Source organism: Weeksella sp. HMSC059D05 (genome assembly GCF_001809725.1).
In the GTDB taxonomy this organism is placed as follows: Bacteria; Bacteroidota; Bacteroidia; order Flavobacteriales; family Weeksellaceae; genus Weeksella; species Weeksella virosa.
On the sequence record NZ_KV798535.1, the window covers coordinates 12,725 to 29,319 of the forward strand.

The 16,595-nt window shown below is 36.5% G+C and carries 16 protein-coding genes; 8 read left to right on the forward strand and 8 right to left on the reverse strand.

All coding sequences use genetic code 11. The features are described from left to right. Positions 1 to 4 precede the first annotated feature (4 nt). From HMPREF2660_RS04765 to HMPREF2660_RS04785, 5 genes are read left to right on the forward strand one after another with little or no spacing between them, the layout of a single operon-like run. Positions 5 to 436 carry a deoxycytidylate deaminase gene (locus tag HMPREF2660_RS04765; RefSeq protein ID WP_013597875.1) on the forward strand — a complete coding sequence of 144 codons (432 nt, stop codon included), beginning with the start codon at positions 5 to 7 and terminating at the stop codon, positions 434 to 436. A 5-nt stretch (positions 437 to 441) separates the two neighbouring features. Further along, positions 442 to 2,028 (forward strand): S41 family peptidase, encoded by a 1,587-nt coding sequence (locus tag HMPREF2660_RS04770; RefSeq protein WP_070485880.1) that lies wholly within the window; start codon positions 442 to 444, stop codon positions 2,026 to 2,028. Continuing rightward, on the forward strand, positions 2,025 to 2,909 hold the full coding sequence (xerD, locus tag HMPREF2660_RS04775) for a site-specific tyrosine recombinase XerD (RefSeq protein ID WP_070485882.1): 885 nt from the start codon (positions 2,025 to 2,027) through the stop codon (positions 2,907 to 2,909). The genes HMPREF2660_RS04770 and xerD overlap by 4 nt, the downstream gene beginning before the upstream one ends. A gap of 6 nt (positions 2,910 to 2,915) precedes the next feature. Then, entirely contained in the window at positions 2,916 to 3,437 is a 522-nt protein-coding gene (locus tag HMPREF2660_RS04780) for an NUDIX hydrolase (protein ID WP_070485884.1), read from the forward strand. A 1-nt stretch (position 3,438) separates the two neighbouring features. Next, positions 3,439 to 3,972, forward strand: a complete 534-nt coding sequence (locus HMPREF2660_RS04785; RefSeq protein WP_070485886.1) for a DUF4136 domain-containing protein — start codon at positions 3,439 to 3,441, stop codon at positions 3,970 to 3,972. 23 nt (positions 3,973 to 3,995) lie between these two features. Here HMPREF2660_RS04785 and HMPREF2660_RS04790 read toward each other — a convergent pair whose 3' ends face one another. From HMPREF2660_RS04790 to HMPREF2660_RS04820, 7 genes are all read right to left on the reverse strand, one after another. Continuing rightward, positions 3,996 to 4,481 carry a GNAT family N-acetyltransferase gene (locus HMPREF2660_RS04790; protein ID WP_013597870.1) on the reverse strand — a complete coding sequence of 162 codons (486 nt, stop codon included), beginning with the start codon at positions 4,479 to 4,481 and terminating at the stop codon, positions 3,996 to 3,998. Between the two features lie 47 nt (positions 4,482 to 4,528). Further along, entirely contained in the window at positions 4,529 to 5,422 is an 894-nt protein-coding gene (locus tag HMPREF2660_RS04795; protein WP_070485888.1) for an OmpA/MotB family protein, read from the reverse strand. Positions 5,423 to 5,439: 17 nt separating this feature from the next. Beyond that, positions 5,440 to 6,207, reverse strand: a complete 768-nt coding sequence (locus tag HMPREF2660_RS04800; RefSeq protein ID WP_070485890.1) for an exodeoxyribonuclease III — start codon at positions 6,205 to 6,207, stop codon at positions 5,440 to 5,442. A 277-nt stretch (positions 6,208 to 6,484) separates the two neighbouring features. After that, complete coding sequence (gene ribB / locus HMPREF2660_RS04805) at positions 6,485 to 7,627, reverse strand: 3,4-dihydroxy-2-butanone-4-phosphate synthase (RefSeq protein WP_070485892.1); 1,143 nt, start codon at positions 7,625 to 7,627, stop codon at positions 6,485 to 6,487. Between the two features lie 8 nt (positions 7,628 to 7,635). After that, a complete protein-coding gene (locus tag HMPREF2660_RS04810; RefSeq protein ID WP_070485894.1) occupies positions 7,636 to 9,138 on the reverse strand; it encodes an LptF/LptG family permease in 1,503 nt (500 codons plus the stop codon). A 3-nt stretch (positions 9,139 to 9,141) separates the two neighbouring features. After that, positions 9,142 to 9,759, reverse strand: a complete 618-nt coding sequence (locus HMPREF2660_RS04815) for an outer membrane lipoprotein periplasmic chaperone LolA1 (RefSeq protein WP_013597864.1) — start codon at positions 9,757 to 9,759, stop codon at positions 9,142 to 9,144. 15 nt (positions 9,760 to 9,774) lie between these two features. Continuing rightward, complete coding sequence (locus HMPREF2660_RS04820) at positions 9,775 to 12,252, reverse strand: FtsK/SpoIIIE family DNA translocase (protein ID WP_013597863.1); 2,478 nt, start codon at positions 12,250 to 12,252, stop codon at positions 9,775 to 9,777. 136 nt (positions 12,253 to 12,388) lie between these two features. On the opposite strand from HMPREF2660_RS04820, the gene dnaX reads away from it, so the two are divergent. The 3 genes from dnaX to HMPREF2660_RS04835 all read left to right on the forward strand — a co-directional run bounded on the left by dnaX (position 12,389) and on the right by HMPREF2660_RS04835 (position 15,147). Next, positions 12,389 to 13,480 carry a DNA polymerase III subunit gamma/tau gene (gene dnaX, locus HMPREF2660_RS04825; protein WP_070485896.1) on the forward strand — a complete coding sequence of 364 codons (1,092 nt, stop codon included), beginning with the start codon at positions 12,389 to 12,391 and terminating at the stop codon, positions 13,478 to 13,480. Between the two features lie 152 nt (positions 13,481 to 13,632). After that, positions 13,633 to 14,133: a hypothetical protein gene (locus tag HMPREF2660_RS04830; RefSeq protein WP_070485898.1), complete on the forward strand. Its 501-nt coding sequence runs from the start codon at positions 13,633 to 13,635 to the stop codon at positions 14,131 to 14,133. Positions 14,134 to 14,214: 81 nt separating this feature from the next. Continuing rightward, positions 14,215 to 15,147, forward strand: coding sequence for an FKBP-type peptidyl-prolyl cis-trans isomerase (locus HMPREF2660_RS04835; RefSeq protein WP_013597860.1), 933 nt, complete (start codon positions 14,215 to 14,217; stop codon positions 15,145 to 15,147). A gap of 69 nt (positions 15,148 to 15,216) precedes the next feature. Here HMPREF2660_RS04835 and ahcY read toward each other — a convergent pair whose 3' ends face one another. Continuing rightward, the gene (ahcY, locus tag HMPREF2660_RS04840) at positions 15,217 to 16,530 is read right to left on the reverse strand and encodes an adenosylhomocysteinase (protein ID WP_041942262.1); all 1,314 of its coding nucleotides are present in this window, start codon (positions 16,528 to 16,530) and stop codon (positions 15,217 to 15,219) included. Between the last annotated feature and the right edge of the window lie 65 nt (positions 16,531 to 16,595).

Below are 16,595 nucleotides of genomic sequence, written 5' to 3' on the forward strand. Positions count from 1 at the left end.
ATACATGAAAGACGAAAAACAATTAAAATACGATAAAGCTTATCTGCGAATCGCAAGAGAATGGGCAAAACTATCCTACTGTGAACGAAAAAAAGTAGGCGCCATTATTGTTAAAGATCGAGCCATTATCTCCGATGGATTCAACGGATCGCCAAGCGGTTTTGATAATAGATGCGAAGACGAAAATGGCGAAACCAAATGGTATATTTTGCATGCAGAGGCCAATGCAATCCTCAAGGTTGCCGCATCTACACAGTCGTGCAAAGGTGCAACACTATATCTCACTCTTTCGCCTTGCAAAGATTGTAGTAAACTCATTCATCAGTCGGGTATCAACCGTGTAGTGTATATGCAAGATTATAAAGATGTAGAAGGGCTAGACTTTTTACATAAAGCTGGCGTTGTAATCGAACAAATTCCAGAAGAGTTTTTGTGAACTTTATGCGAAAATTTTTCAAAATACTCAATTATTTTCTGGTTGTACTTATTCTTTTTTTATTCGGATTTTTAGCAGGAAAACGGTACGACATTGCCTTCGATAGTAATGATGAAATTATCGGATTGCATTATAGTGGAAACGAGCAAAAAATCAGACGGTTAGTTTCTTTAATCGATGCACAATATATCGACGGAATAAGTTCTGATAGTTTGGTCGATGTTGCCATAAAAAAAATTGTCGATCAACTAGATCCACACTCCAAATACATAGAAAAAGTAAAAGTTGATAAAGCCAATCAAGAAATCAAAGGAGAATATGTTGGGATTGGTATAGAATACAAAGGACTCCGAGATACTCTGGTGATTACACGTGCTTTGCAAGATGGTCCAAATGTAGATTTATTGCGTTTTGGTGACCGTATTCTCGCCGTAGATAAGGAGAGTGTTGTAGGAAAAAACGCATCGAAATTCGAGCAATTGATCAAAGGCAGAAAAGGTAGCACAGTTCAGCTAGATTTATTACGTAACAAAGACTCCATTACTGTAACAGCTAAGCGAAACATTGTCCCCGTCAATCCGATTGTTGGCGAACATATGATCAATCAAGAGTTAGGGTATATAAAGCTATCTAAGTTTACCAACAATGCAGCTTCCTATTTCCATCAATCCCTAAAAAATCTTCTGGCACAAGGTATGCAAACTTTGGTTCTTGATCTAAGAGGAAATCCCGGAGGAGTAATGTCGCAGGCAGAAGCAATTGCAGATGAGTTTCTAACCAAAAACGAACTGATTGTCTTTACCAAAGATAAAGACGAAAAGAAAAAATATATTTTCGCTACAAAAGGCGGCTTATTCGAGCAAGGACAAGTTTATGTGCTGATAGATGAAGGATCGGCCTCTTCGAGCGAAATTGTTGCTGGAGCATTGCAAGATTATGGCCGCGGTACAATAGTTGGTAGGCGCTCATACGGGAAAGGGTTGGTACAACGAGAAATCGATTTGGGTGATGGTTCTAGCATTCTTCTGACGGTTGCAAGATACTACACGCCAAGCGGACGGTCTATACAAAAACCTTACACCGTTAGCAAAGAAACTTATAATGAAGATTTGCACAATCGTATACGTTCTGGTGAGCTGTTCTCAAGAGATAGCATAAAGCTCAACGAACAATTAAAATTCAGAGCTCCATCTGGAAAAATAGTATACGGCGGTGGAGGAATAGTTCCCGACGAGTTTGTAGCGTTCGATACACTGTCGGTAGCCAATTGGCTAACGTATAATCCTGATGCGAAATATTATGATGAATTCGTTTTTAACAAAACCGACGAAAATAAAAATATTCTCCTATTGCAAACCGAAAATATATTTTATCGATATTTCGACGGATCTCTTTACCATGCAGATTTTCTCAAGATTCTTGGACTTAAATCCAGCATGGTCAAAAAAGATTATTTTCCCATTGTTAACACGTTTCTCAAAGCATCTGTAGCAAAGCTCAAGTTCGGATTACCTATGTATTACCGTGTCTGGCTACCCGAAGATGAAATGATAAAAAGAGTTATAGAATTAGAAAACAAAAGAAAAAGATGAGCTGGGAAGAGAGCTTACTCGAATACCAAACTTACCTGAAGCTGGAAAAACATATGGCAAATAATACGATCGAAAGCTATATGCGAGATATAAAAAAATTACAACAATTCTCTCCTCTTTTACCCCAAGAACACACCTACGATAGTTTGGTAGAATTTGTACACGCAATGGCCAAAGAATACAGTCAACGCTCACAAGCAAGAATACTGTCTGGACTTAAAAGCTATTTTAATTATTTGCAGTACGAGGAAATAAGACAAGATAACCCAACAGAATTATTAGAAAGCCCAAAAATTGGCACAAAATTACCCGATGTGTTAACCGAAAAAGAAATCGATCGTTTGGTTGATGTAATCAACTTATCAAAACCAGAAGGCGAACGAAATAGGGCTATAATAGAAATGCTATACGGATGTGGTTTACGGGTGACGGAGTTGGTAAATCTACGGATTTCGGATCTTTTTTTCGAAGAAGGATTTATACGAGTTCTGGGAAAAGGAAACAAAGAGCGCTTGGTTCCGATAAGTCCATATACCATAAAGTACATCGACTTGTATAGGAACGAAATCAGAAAACATCAACCCATTCAACCAGGGTACGAGGATATTCTTTTTCTTAATAGAAGAGGGCGGAATATTACACGTGTTATGATATTTACTATTATAAAAGAATTATCCATCATCGCAGGAATACAAAAAAATATAAGCCCGCATACATTCAGACATTCTTTTGCAACTCATTTACTGAAAAATGGAGCCGATTTACGCGCTATTCAGCAAATGTTAGGGCACGAAAATATTGTAACAACAGAAGTTTATACACATATTGATCAAGAACATTTGAGAGAAGCAATCCTCAACCATCATCCAAGGAATAAATAAAGAAGTATGCAAAAACAATTCAACTATTGCCCACATTGTGGCGCTTCTAGTATTGAAATCTATGATTATCATCGCCTACATTGCAGTCAATGTGATTTTGTATATTTTCATAATGTTGCAACAGCAACAGCAATAATTATTAGGCGAGGCAATGAATTACTTTTCTGTGTTCGAAATAAAGAACCTATGCTTGGGAAACTCGACTTGCCTGGTGGTTTTGTCGACCCAAAAGAGTCGGCAGAAGAAGGAGCACAACGAGAGTTAAAGGAGGAATTGAATTTGGATATTCCGGTCGAAAATCTTTGGTATTATAGATCTCAACCTAATAAATATTTATACAAAGATGTAGAATATCGTACGTGCGATTTGGCTTTTATTGCTAATTTTCCAGAGAATGCGGCATTAAATTTGGAGGATGATGAAATACAATCTATCCGATGGATAGCAATGCAAGATGTTAACTTACAGGAAATTGGCTTTGAGTCGTTGAGAAGGATTGTGCAACAATATATAGAAGAAAATAAATAAGATGAAAAAGTTTTATATTTTACTGATCGTATTGACAGGATTAACGGCCTGTACCACCCAACAAGTACAAGTAGATTATGACCGTAATATAAATTTCTATTCACTGAAAACTTATTCAATAAACGAAGATAGCATACAATTGGATGAATTGGATAAAGAACGTTTTCTTAGTATTTTAAAAAAACAATTGTCCCAAAAAAATCTACTCTATTCAGAGAATGCGGATATCCAGATCCAAATCTATCCGAAAGAATACGTATCCAAAAACAGTAATAGTTCTGTTGGTGTTGGAGTAGGAGGCGGAAATTATGGTTATAGAGGTGGTTTTGGTGGAGGGGTTTCTTTTGGGATTCCTATCAGTTCTAAAAAATTAAACCAAGACTTCACTGTGCAATTTTGGCAAAACAATCAATTGATTTGGGAGGGTATCCTAGCCATTCAAATGCCTTATAATGCATCACCCGAAACAAGAGATGTAGCTATGGAAAAAGGGATTCAGAAATTACTGAAAAATTATCCACCCAAAACCAAATGAAAAATAGAGATTTCCTAAACTTTTTATGCTTCTCTTTTCCATAGATAAACCAGTGGGTTTTCTGTGGAGTTTTCTAGGATTGTTTTCTCTAATATTGTTTTTGTTGCGGGATTATTAGGTTGGATTTTAGCTGCAATTTTATCTAACTTCAGTTCATTGATTGCATAATCGATAACCAGTTGTAGCGCTTCGGTTGCATAACCTTTGTTCCATTGTTTTCTCTTTATTCGTACATTGAGAACAGGTCCATATTTGGTCTTTCGCAAACCGCACCAACCCACAAAGCGTCCACCTCTCATTTCGTGTACACTATACAAACCAAACCCATTCTCTTGGTAATGAGCATGCATTTGCTCGATGAATATTTTTGCTTCTTCTATAGAAAGGTAGGGTTTTTCATTTACTTTTTTCATCAATTCGATATCCGAATTCATCAAAAAGAGTTCTTGAGCATCCCATTCTAGAAACTCTCTTATGACCAAGTTTTTGGTATCTCCGATAATTTTCATATAAATTAAAAAAAAATATAGCCACCTTCCGGTGGCCATAAAGATACTTATATTTGATTCAATAATTTATTGATTTTCTCTAGGTTTGGTGTGATGATAATTTCCACACGTCTGTTTTTAGCTTTCCCAGATTCAGTTGCATTGTCACCAATAGGGATATATTTACTTCTACCGGCCGCTGTCATTTGAGTCGGACGAACACCATCTTTTTGTAGAATTTTGGTTACTGCCGTTGCTCGCATAACCGATAAATCCCAGTTATCTTGTACATCACCTTGTTTTGCACCATATGGCACACTGTCTGTGTGTCCTTCGATTAGAATATTTAGGTCGTTTTGTTTTTTCAGAACACTCGAAAGTTGAACTAGAGCACTTATTCCTTCCTGGCGTACGTCCCATTTGCCAGTAGAAAAAAGCAATTTATTTTCCATAGATACATAAATTTGCCCATTTTTCTCGTAAACTGTAATTCCTTTGCCTTCGAATCCGCGTAAAGCATCAGAAATAGATTGTTTTAGTTTCGCGATTGCTTTTCTTTGTTGTGCCAATAAGTTTTCGAGCTCATTGATTCGTTTTATTTTGGCTTGTAACTCTGTTTCTTTTGATGTTAAATCTGATCTTGTTTTGGCTAATTGATTTAGCAAATCACGATTTTTTTCGATATTGTCTTGTAACTCTTTCGATGAGTCTTGTGCTAGAGCTTCGAATGCATTTTGCTGTTCATCTAGCTCGGTTTGTTTATTAGCAAGTTCTTGTTGTAGCTGAGCAATTTCTTCATTTTTCTGAGTCAAAATGTTATCCAAATCACTCAATTTTCCTTCAAAATTATTTTTTTCCTGCATCAACAGGTAATACCGATCTTCTAAATCATTGTATTTTTTTAGCGGAACACAAGTTGCAAATGTTGCTAGAGTTATAAGAGAAAAAAGACCTTTTTTCATAGGTTTGTTCTATTTTTTTAGAATTCAAGTTCTACCAAAATTGGGCAATGATCCGAGTGTTTTGCTTCGGTAAGAATTCCAACTCTTTTTATATTATTTTTTAGTTGATGACTTACCATATGGTAATCTATTCGCCACCCTTTGTTGTTTGCGCGAGCATTGGCACGATAACTCCACCAAGTATAATGATGAGGTTCTTTAACAAAAAATCGGTAAGAATCTATCATTTCGCATTGGTCGATAAAGCGAGTCATCCAATCGCGTTCTACGGGTAAAAAACCAGAAACTTTGGCATTACGAATCGGATCGTGAATATCAATAGCTTCGTGACAAATGTTATAATCTCCAGCTATAACGAGATTCGGGATGTTTTGTTTTAGGTTTCTGATATAATTAAGAAAATCTTCACAAAACTGAAGCTTAAAATCCAGCCTCTCTTCCATATTTGTACCACTAGGCAGATAAAGACTGATGACGGAAAACTGATCAAAATCCAATCGAATTACTCTCCCTTCATGATCTATATAATCTATTCCTGTGCCTATTTCTACATTTTTTGGTTGAATTTTACTGAAAATTGCAACCCCACTATATCCTTTTCTTTGAGCAGAATGCCAATAAGCAGTATAGCCTAATGCCTGGATTTCAGAAATATCCACTTGCTCGGGTTGTGCTTTGGTTTCTTGTACACAAAATATATCAGGATTTGCTACACGCAACCATTCGGTAAGACCCTTTCTTAGTGCAGCTCGAATGCCGTTTACATTGTAACTAATTATTTTCATGATGACGAATTTACAGCTTTTTTTAGAGCACGACAAAGTTCAGAAAATTGGCTTTATTTCATAATAAATAAAAATAGAGAAAAGTTAATGGAAATTATTTTTTCTATAAAATTGGTAAAAAAGCTTTATTGAATAAATAATGTATATATTTTCTTATTATGCATCAAGAGGAAATTGTTTTTTTTTAGCGTATTTTGATATTCGAAAAGTGAGTAGGTTTATAGATTTAGTTGGTTTAAAAATGAAAGTCAGTGCATTTGCACTGACTTTCTTGTTTTTAGATTTGTGTATATCTCACAATTTCTAAGCCGAACTCAGTAGTTTCGGGTTCTTTATTGTTTGTCGAACGGGTTAATATATTCATTTTTTTGATGCCTAAATCCTTTATAATTTGTGATCCGATACCGTGATCTTTTTCATCTATTGGCAGAATACCAGAATCCATTTTACCTTCAGAGTATTTTTTGTATAAATTAAGTTTTGTGTGGATAGATTCTGGCGTTTGGACATTATTGATAAAGATAATCGTTCCTCTACCAATTTCATCGATTACTTTTGCTGTACAAGCTAGCATGGGTTGCTCACCATTTTGTAGGGCAGAGAACAAGTCATAGTAACTATTGGTAGAATTTACACGAACAGCAACTTCATCATTTTCGGTCCATTCCCCTTTTGTCAGGGCATAATGAATCTGATTGTTGGTTGTTTGTCTGTAGGCAATCAATTTATAATCACCAAAGAATGTTTTCACCGGGAATTCATCTATTCTTTCTACCAAAAACTCATTTTTCAGACGATAGGCAATTAAATCTTCGATCGAAATAATCTTCAAATCAAACTTGTTGGCTACTTCTAACAATTCAGGGAGACGCGCCATTTCTCCATTCTCTTTGAGAACTTCTATGAGTACACCTGCAGGTTTGAAGCCTGCCAGACGTGCTAAATCTACCGTAGCTTCTGTGTGTCCAGAGCGTACAAGGACTCCGCCATCTTTTGCAATAAGCGGGAAAATATGTCCAGGGCGTCCCAATTCATCGGGGTCGATATTATCATCGATCAATGCTTTGATGGTTTTTGAACGGTCAGAAGCTGAAATTCCTGTCGTTGTTCCATATCCTTTCAGGTCTACAGAAACGGTAAAGTTGGTTTCGAAAACGGCTGTATTATGTCCGACCATTAAATCTAGACCGAGATGTTTGCTGCGTTCTTGCGTGATGGGTGCGCAGACCAATCCACGTCCATGGGTTACCATGAAGTTTATCATTTCTGGTGTTACCAATTCGGCAATCCCTACAAAATCTCCTTCATTTTCACGATCTTCATCGTCGACAACAATGATGATTTTCCCTTGCTTTAGGTCTTCTAATGCCTCTTCTATTGTATCTAATTTAGTTTTTGATTGAGTCTTTGAGGTCTCCATAATCTTGTTTATTGATAGCGAGAATGTTCGCTGTTTTTTGGTTTTATGAATTTGCTGTATAGTTTCATTATCGGATCGATGTATTTACTAATATCGAAAAGAGTAGAATCGCTATTGGCTTTTAGAAGTAAAAGTACCGAAAAGGGTAGAAAAATGAAATTTGCTGCCCAAGCCGATAAAAACGGATGTAAGTTACCACTTTTGGTGAGATTTTCAGCAGTAAAATTGATGATAAAATAAAAAATAAAAACTATTATCGACATGATAACGGGCATTCCAATTCCGCCTTTTTTCACGATTGCTCCTAATGGTGCTCCTATAAAAAAGAAAATTATACACGTTATCGCATAAGACCAATTACGGTAATAATGCAAATTGATTCTCGAAAAATATTTTTTTCGGGCATTGTCTTCTTCAATCTGAAACTCATTATTCTGTATATCTCGATCTATATTGGCGATAGCCGAGTTAAGAGAAATAATCTGAATGTTTTTTTCCAATTGTTCAAATTGTACCAAAGGCTGTTCTATTTTTACTTTTTCTTGCTTCAGTTCTGCCATCTTATTACTGTAATAATAAGAACTGATGTAATTGCTTTTGGCATTATTAAGATAAAATTCCTGGTTGGTTTTTTGAACCGAGTCGATTAAGAGTTTGAGGTCTTTTCCTTTTAAGTTTTTATAGAAGTTGCCAGGATCTTGTTGGGTTTGTTTATCAACAATTGCAGAAATATCGATAAAGTAATGCAGCGAATCGAACTTTGTTGTTTGGTTTTCTTGTCGTTTACGTTGCTCATAACTTTTATTCTTTAGCGGCTCTGTGTAAGAAATTCCATCAAAAAGTTCTAGCTTCAGAAAACGAGGGTTGTGTTTATCAACTTGCAAAATTCCTTTTTCAGCAATTATGGTCAAAGGGTCTTGTTCGATGTTGATATCATTTCCGTTTTCGTCCAAGACTGTTTTGCTCAATTGTTGATGAATAAAGATGTCGGTAAGCTTTTCGCTGTTGTCACCGTCGACCCGATTTACTTTCATGCTGAAGCCTGGGATATTGTTGCTAAAAACACCTTCGGTAATTTGCAGAGTAGGTTTTGCTTCGATAACCGAAAACATTATTTGTCGAGCTTTCCGTTGAGAATAAGGCATCATTTTGTCCCCGAAATGGTACAGCCCTATCGATAATAATGCCACCAAAACAAAAACAGATGAGAGAATACGAACGAGCGAAAGACCAGAGGCTTTCATGGCGGCAAGCTCATATCGTTCGCCAAACCCTCCAAATGTCATGATCGACCCCAAAAGAATCGTCAGCGGTAAAACGAGTTGAATGACGTTAATGCCCATATAAAAGATAAGCTCACCAATGGTAAGCCAATCTAATCCTTTGCCTACATATTTATCCATTTCTTGCCAGGCAAACTGGACTATAAAAATGAAAAATAAGATGCTAAATATAAAGAAAAACGGACCGATGAAGGTCTTTAAAACATAACCGTCAAGTTTCTTAATCATCAATTATAATTGTGTCACAATGTAGCCTTTCGACTTGTATTTATTGCTGTCAAAGTTAAAGTAACTTTTATGAATAATTAAATTTTCTAAATATTCTTTTACAGTGATAGAAGTCGTTTGATTATTTTTGCTTACTTCTTTATATTGATAAATTTGGTTATTATTGGTATTGATGCCTAATAAAGCATATTGTATCGATGATTGATTGTTTTTAGGGGTAAATCTTACGTATTGAATGGGTTGCCCAGCAATCGTTTGTTTTTTATCTAACTTATACGTGTAATCATTGGTGTAAGAATTTAGAATTTTAGTAGGCGTTAATAAATCATCTGTGTTTCGACTGTTAGAAATCGTTACTTCTTTGTCATCATTAGAAATTGTATACAATTTTTTGCCGTCATATAGCTGGTTAATGTCCATGACGTTGAGATTGAATTTCTCTTTTAAGGAAAATACCTCACCTTGGAATTTTTTTCCACCATTTTCTAAATCAAATTTTATGTAGTAGGTTGATGCTTTTTGATATTTGCTTTTTACTTTATCCAACAAGTCTTTTGCATCTTGTGCGTAGGCAATTATCCCCGATAAAAATACCAAAAAGGTAAATAAGCTCTTTTTCATTTCTCAACAATTTTGTTAATCAAGATTACTCAACAACTGTTCCAAACTTAGTTCATCTTGGATCAACACTTGCCGGGCTTTGCTGCCTTCAAATGGGCCAACAATTCCTGCCGCTTCTAATTGATCTATCAATCGCCCTGCTCGATTATATCCTACTTTTAGTTTTCGTTGCAATAGAGAAGCAGAGCCTTGTTGAGCAGTAATGATAATTTTTGCTGCTTCCTCGAATAGAGCATCTCGTTCACTCAGGTCTATATCAGATGCACTGCTTTCTTCTCCTTCGTATTCTGGTAAGTGTAATGCGTCAGGATAGCCTTTTTGATTGCCAATAAATTCTGTTATTTTATCTACTTCTGGCGTATCGACAAATGCACATTGAATCCGAACCAAATCATTTCCTGTAGTGAAAAGCATATCCCCTTTTCCTATTAATTGGTCGGCACCAGAAGAGTCTAGAATTGTTCTAGAGTCGATTTTAGATGTTACTCGGAAAGCAACACGCCCCGGGAAATTGGCTTTTATCGTTCCCGTGATAACATTCACCGACGGGCGTTGAGTTGCAATAATTAGATGGATACCAACGGCACGCGCCAACTGAGCCAAACGAGCAATTGGTAATTCGACTTCTTTTCCGGCAGTCATAATCAGGTCTGCAAACTCATCCACAACCAAAACGATATAAGGTAAAAAACGGTGACCATTCTCAGGATTGAGTTTTCTTTGTTTGAATTTTGCGTTGTATTCTTTGATATTTCGGACATAGGCATTTTTCAGTAACTCGTAACGCTCATCCATTTCTATACACAATGAATTTAAGGTGTTGATAACCTTGGTGTTGTCGGTGATGATGGCTTCGTCTGAGTCTGGGAGCTTGGCCAAATAATGACGTTCTATTTTCGAGTAAAGCGTTAGCTCTACTTTTTTCGGGTCGACCAAAACAAACTTCAGCTCTGAAGGATGTTTTTTGTATATCAAAGATGTGATGATTGCATTCAATCCTACAGATTTACCTTGTCCTGTGGCTCCTGCCATTAAAAGGTGAGGCATTTTAGCCAAGTCGGCAACAAAGGTTTCATTAGAAATTGTTTTTCCAAAAGCGATTGGCAACTCCATCGTTGATGATTGGAACTTGGCAGAAGCAATAACAGAATGCATCGATACAATAGAAGGATTAGAGTTGGGTACTTCTATCCCAATTGTTCCACGTCCTGGGATAGGAGCGATGATGCGAATACCCAAAGCGCTTAAACTTAGTGCAATATCGTCTTCTAGATTTTTTATTTTCGAGATGCGTATACCGGCTTCTGGAACAATTTCGTACAGCGTAACCGTTGGCCCGATGGTTGCTTTTATTTGCGATATCCCGATTCCGTAATTAGCCAATGTGTCTACAATTTTATTCTTATTGGCATCCAACTCTCGCTGATCAATTGTTGTTTGCGAAGCATTCGAATATTTGGTTAGCAAACTCAGTGGCGGAAATTGATAGTTTGGCAAATCTAAATGTGGATCGTATTCACCATGTTTTTTCACTAGATTTTCGGATATTTCTTCCAAAACCTCTTCTTCGGTATTTTGCTCAATTTTCAGTTCAATACTCTCCGCTTCACCTGATTCTTCTTTTTCTATATAAGGCTGAGGAATATCTGTTTTATATAGAGTTGTAGAGATTTCGTTTTCTTTATTTTTTTTGTTTTGTCTAGAGGCTTCTTTTTCATACTCTTCTATTTTTTGAGCATCGGTTAAGAAATCCTCTTCCTCTGTATGGGTTTCTAAAACATGAACAATCTTTTGATCTTTTTTTTCGGTAGGAAGTTTTGTTTCTTCTCTAGTGGGATGGTTAAACTCCTCAAAAGGATCGTTATTTTCTCTTTCGGCTTTTTCTTTTTCTGCAAGATCGCTTTCTAAACGTTTTTGCTTTTTGATTTCTCTTTTGGTTTCTAATTTGTGTGTGATATTTTCGTAACTCAGTCGCCAATGTACAATAGCGTAGATAAGGAAGCTGACAAACAATACCATGCCAACACCAATTTTTCCTATCAAACTATTGAGAAAATCATTGACTTCGAAACCCATTGCTCCAGACAAAATATCTTTATTCGGGAAAATAAAACCTAGTAAAATTGGTCCCCATATCAAGAAGAAAATCCAGTTATATACGGCGTGAAAGGGTTTTATTTTTTTTAGTCTAGTCAATACTTTTAGACCAAGAATTATCAAAAAAATAGGGAAGAAAAACGCCGCAATTCCTATACCGTTGCGAACAAAAATCTCTCCTAAAAGAGCTCCTAGCTTTCCAAAAATATTTTCTGCCTCGATCGATTTGTCAGTCAGTTGATAGATTTGGCTTTGATCCCAACTGCTGTTGATTAAATAAGAAACAAGTGATAAAAACAAAGTAAATCCTAAAGAAATAATTAGAATACCAATTATGGTTCTAAATGTTTTCTTTTTAGATGTTTTTACATCAGGCTCTGTATTTCGTATGGTCATTGTATAATAGGTTTGTAGAAAAACGAGTTACAAAAATAGAAAATAACCCAATAGAAAGAGAATAAATATAGACAGAAAATTACAAGAGAAGAATGTTTTCAAAAGCCAATGAAAACAAGTATATTTGTCAATAGTTATGGAGCAGTTTATCGTATCGGCAAGAAAATATCGTCCGTTAGAGTTTGAAGATGTAGTAGGGCAAGAAGCGATTACCTCTACTTTGCAACATGCAATTGAAAGTCATCAGTTGCCACAGGCATTGCTTTTTTGTGGTCCGCGTGGGGTAGGTAAAACAACATGTGCACGTATATTAGCAAGAAAAATTAATGAAGAAAATGGTGGCGGTGATGGGCAGGATTTTGCATTCAATATTTTCGAGCTAGATGCAGCTTCTAATAATTCTGTAGACGATATTCGGTCGTTGATCGAACAAGTACGGATTATTCCTCAGGTTGGTAAATATCGTGTCTATATTATAGATGAGGTGCATATGCTTTCTACAGCTGCCTTCAATGCTTTTCTTAAAACATTAGAAGAGCCGCCCGCTCATGCTATTTTTATATTAGCCACGACTGAAAAACATAAAATTATCCCGACGATTTTGTCTCGTTGTCAGATTTATGATTTTAAAAGAATTAGTGTAGAGGATATCAAAAATCACTTGAAAGTTGTTGCCGAAAAAGAAAAAGTACAATACGAAGATGATGCTCTGCACCTGATTGCGCAAAAAGCAGACGGAGCATTGCGTGACTCTTTGTCGATTTTTGATCGGATGGTAACCTTTACCAATAGAAATTTAACATTCGAGAAAGTAGCAGAAAACCTAAATGTTTTAGATTACGATTATTACTTCAAGATGACGGATGCTCTCTTGGCCAATCAGATACCAGACGCTTTATTATTATTGGATGAAATTCTCAAAAAAGGATTCGATGCTCATCTTTTCATTAATGGATTAGGCGCTCATTTCCGTGATGTTTTAATTTCAAAAACACCTTCAACCGTAGGATTATTAGAAGTTGGAGAAGCTACAAAAGCAAAATATTTAGAGCACGCGGCCAAGTGCCCGACCGCTTTTTTGTTTGGAGCAATTGACATTGCAAATCAGACCGATATACAATATAAATCTTCTAAAAATCCACGTCTTTCCGTAGAAATTGCCTTGATGCAAATGTCTTCTTTGTTGGATCCACAAGGAGATTTAGCAAAAAAAAAAAGTATAGAATAATCCCTGCATATTTATTTTGGGGTAAAACGTCACCTTCTATACCCATCCAAACCAAAGAGTCGCAAGTTGTATCTTCATCACAATCAGCACCTTCGGATAATGCTAATTCTGTAGAACAGCCTGCCAAAAAAGTAGCAGAGACTGCAGAAGAAATGCAAGATATTCGTGCTACAAAACCACTAAAAAAGAAGCGAAAATCGGCTTTTAGTTTGTCGATTGAGTTGGATGAAAAAAAAGAGGAGGAAGAAGTTGCTGCAATCGCGGATGAACGTTTGCCTGAAAAACCGTTTACGCAAGAGCAAGTCGATCAGTTTTGGTTTTCATTTTTAGAAGAGATCAAAGCAGTAAACTTGATTCCGACCTACAGTATTTTGTCTACGGCAAAACTTAAGAAAATCAATGAAAGTCTGATCGAAGTTGAGTTGGGTTCCATTTCTTCTGAAACCGAGTTCGAAGGACTTCGCAGTCGAATTGTGAATGCTTGCAAAAGCTATTTGAATAATTACTCTATCAAAATAGAAACGAGAATCACAGAAGCCATTGCTACGGTAAATCATATAAAAACCAATAAAGTCATCGCAAAAGAAATGGCTGAAAAAAACGCAACTCTTCTCAAATTAATGAAAGATTTTGGGTTGAATATTTACGACTAAATCTTAGAAGAGAATTTGTTTAGAAGAAAATCTGTATATTTTATTTATTATTTGTAAAATTGCATAAATTTATGAATCGTTATGAAAAAAATATTTTTAAGTCTTGTGGTTATAGCTTCTTTTGTGGCATGTAACAAGTCTGGAAAAACAATCGATAAGTTAGAGAACGATGACCAAAAAGCTTCGTATGCATTTGGTACGTCTTTGGGTGATCAAGCTCAGATGCTGAATAGTCGTTTGGTAGAGTCGGATTCTGTGAACTATGCAGAGGTAGAAAAAGGAATTCGTGAGTATCTAAACGGAGGGAAAGAGCGTGAATCATTTGCTATTGGGCAACAAATAGGTCAAACTATAGAGTCGGTAATTTCTGCACAAGGTTTAGAAGGGAAGTTCGATCGTGATATAGTTATCCAAGGTTTTATGGATGTTGTGAGAAAGCGCAAATTACTTTTAACGCAAGAATCAGGAAACCAATTTTTGATGACGTATGCCGAGAAGCATGTAAAAGATTTACAAAAAGAAAATAACGAGAAATCGAATAAACTAATCGAAGAAAAGAAAAAATCTTCAGGAGCAAAAACGACCGCTAGCGGATTGGTTTATGTTGTGCAGAAAGAAGGTTCTGGAGCAAAACCAACAGCAAATTCAGTGGTGAAAGTAAAGTATACCGGCAAGATTTTAGAAACAGGAAAAGTTTTTGATTCGACCGACAAGAATGGAGGAGAGCCTGTAGAATTCCCACTAGATGCGGTTATCCCAGGGTGGAAAGAAGGATTGCAATTGATGTCGCCAGGAGCAAAATATACTTTCTATATACCGGCCGCTTTGGCTTATGGTGAGAACGGTGCACCACAAGGAGGAATCGGACCCAACCAAGCATTGGAGTTTGAGGTAGAATTGTTGAGTACGAAAGATGCATCAGAAGAATCGAAAGAACCGGCAGGAGGCACACATCAATTAACGCCAGAACAAGAGGCAGAATTGAAAAAAATGATCGAACAGCAAGGTAAGTAATGTTTACTTGGAATCATAAAAAAAGAAGGACGCAATTTTGCGTCCTTCTTTTTTATGATTATATCGTTGTTAATATCGATAATATTCTGGTTTGAAAGGTCCTTCAACCTCAACCCCGATATATTTTGCTTGCTCTTCTGATAAAATTTCTAGTTCTACACCGATTTTTGCCAAGTGTAAAGCAGCTACTTTTTCATCTAATTTTTTTGGTAACATATAAACTTTGTTTTCGTAAGCATCAGAATTGGTCCAAAGTTCTATTTGTGCCAAAGTTTGATTAGAGAAAGAATTCGACATTACAAATGATGGGTGACCCGTAGCACATCCTAAATTAACCAAACGACCTTCGGCTAAAATAATAATTTCTTTTCCATCTACATTGTAAATGTCTACCTGCGGTTTCACTTCATATTTTGTATCACCATAGTTTTCGTTCAACCATGCCATGTCAATCTCATTATCGAAGTGTCCAATGTTACATACAATGGTTTTGTCCTTCATTTTCTTAAAATGCTCTGCGCGTACAATATTGAAGTTGCCTGTTGTGGTAATTACAACATCTGCATTGTGAACAACGTTTTCTAACTTCTTAACTTCGAAACCTTCCATGGCAGCTTGCAAAGCACAAATCGGGTCGATTTCGGTTACCGTTACAATAGATCCTGCCCCGCGGAAAGATGCTGCAGTTCCTTTACCTACATCTCCATATCCACAAACTACCACACGCTTGCCTGCTAACATTACATCTGTTGCTCTACGGATTGCGTCAACTGCAGATTCGCGACAACCGTATTTATTGTCGAACTTAGATTTTGTAACAGAGTCATTTACATTGATTGCCGGAACAAGCAATGTTCCATTTTTCATTCTCTCGTATAAACGATGAACACCAGTTGTGGTTTCTTCAGAAAGTCCTTTTATGTCTTTTGCCAATTCAGGATATTGATCAAAAACCATATTGGTTAAATCTCCTCCATCATCCAAAATCATATTCAAAGGTTTTCTATCTTCGCCAAAGAAAAGGGTCTGTTCGATGCACCAATCAAATTCTTCTTCACTCATCCCTTTCCAGGCATAGACTGGGATTCCTGCTGCCGCAATTGCTGCTGCTGCATGGTCTTGTGTAGAAAAAATATTACAAGATGACCAAGTAACTTCTGCCCCCAAAGCAACAAGAGTTTCGATAAGCACTGCTGTCTGTATCGTCATGTGTAAGCAGCCCGCAATGCGTGCACCTTTCAATGGTTGCGATGGTCCGTACTCTTCTCTAATGGCCATTAATCCTGGCATTTCTGCTTCGGCTAATTTGATTTCTTTTCTTCCCCAATCTGCTAAGGAAATATCCTTTACCTTGTAAGGAATATAGTGTGTTTCTGTTGCCATAATGGTAATAAAATTTTTGCTACAAATATACTTATTTTTCTTGTGATTGTCTTTAATCATTTTCG

Excerpts from the sequence above, each read along its gene's own strand:
- HMPREF2660_RS04815 (WP_013597864.1), bottom strand. The coding sequence starts at position 9,759 with ATGAAAAAGAGCTTATTTACCTTTTTGGTATTTTTATCGGGGATAATT.
- ahcY (WP_041942262.1), bottom strand. The coding sequence starts at position 16,530 with ATGGCAACAGAAACACACTATATTCCTTACAAGGTAAAGGATATTTCC.
- HMPREF2660_RS04790 (WP_013597870.1), bottom strand. The coding sequence starts at position 4,481 with ATGAAAATTATCGGAGATACCAAAAACTTGGTCATAAGAGAGTTTCTA.
- HMPREF2660_RS04830 (WP_070485898.1), top strand. The coding sequence starts at position 13,633 with ATGCAAGATATTCGTGCTACAAAACCACTAAAAAAGAAGCGAAAATCG.
- HMPREF2660_RS04795 (WP_070485888.1), bottom strand. The coding sequence starts at position 5,422 with ATGAAAAAAGGTCTTTTTTCTCTTATAACTCTAGCAACATTTGCAACT.
- HMPREF2660_RS04770 (WP_070485880.1), top strand. The coding sequence starts at position 442 with ATGCGAAAATTTTTCAAAATACTCAATTATTTTCTGGTTGTACTTATT.
- HMPREF2660_RS04810 (WP_070485894.1), bottom strand. The coding sequence starts at position 9,138 with ATGATTAAGAAACTTGACGGTTATGTTTTAAAGACCTTCATCGGTCCG.
- HMPREF2660_RS04820 (WP_013597863.1), bottom strand. The coding sequence starts at position 12,252 with ATGACCATACGAAATACAGAGCCTGATGTAAAAACATCTAAAAAGAAA.
- HMPREF2660_RS04780 (WP_070485884.1), top strand. The coding sequence starts at position 2,916 with ATGCAAAAACAATTCAACTATTGCCCACATTGTGGCGCTTCTAGTATT.
- HMPREF2660_RS04835 (WP_013597860.1), top strand. The coding sequence starts at position 14,215 with ATGAAAAAAATATTTTTAAGTCTTGTGGTTATAGCTTCTTTTGTGGCA.
- ribB (WP_070485892.1), bottom strand. The coding sequence starts at position 7,627 with ATGGAGACCTCAAAGACTCAATCAAAAACTAAATTAGATACAATAGAA.
- xerD (WP_070485882.1), top strand. The coding sequence starts at position 2,025 with ATGAGCTGGGAAGAGAGCTTACTCGAATACCAAACTTACCTGAAGCTG.
- HMPREF2660_RS04800 (WP_070485890.1), bottom strand. The coding sequence starts at position 6,207 with ATGAAAATAATTAGTTACAATGTAAACGGCATTCGAGCTGCACTAAGA.
- HMPREF2660_RS04765 (WP_013597875.1), top strand. The coding sequence starts at position 5 with ATGAAAGACGAAAAACAATTAAAATACGATAAAGCTTATCTGCGAATC.
- dnaX (WP_070485896.1), top strand. The coding sequence starts at position 12,389 with ATGGAGCAGTTTATCGTATCGGCAAGAAAATATCGTCCGTTAGAGTTT.
- HMPREF2660_RS04785 (WP_070485886.1), top strand. The coding sequence starts at position 3,439 with ATGAAAAAGTTTTATATTTTACTGATCGTATTGACAGGATTAACGGCC.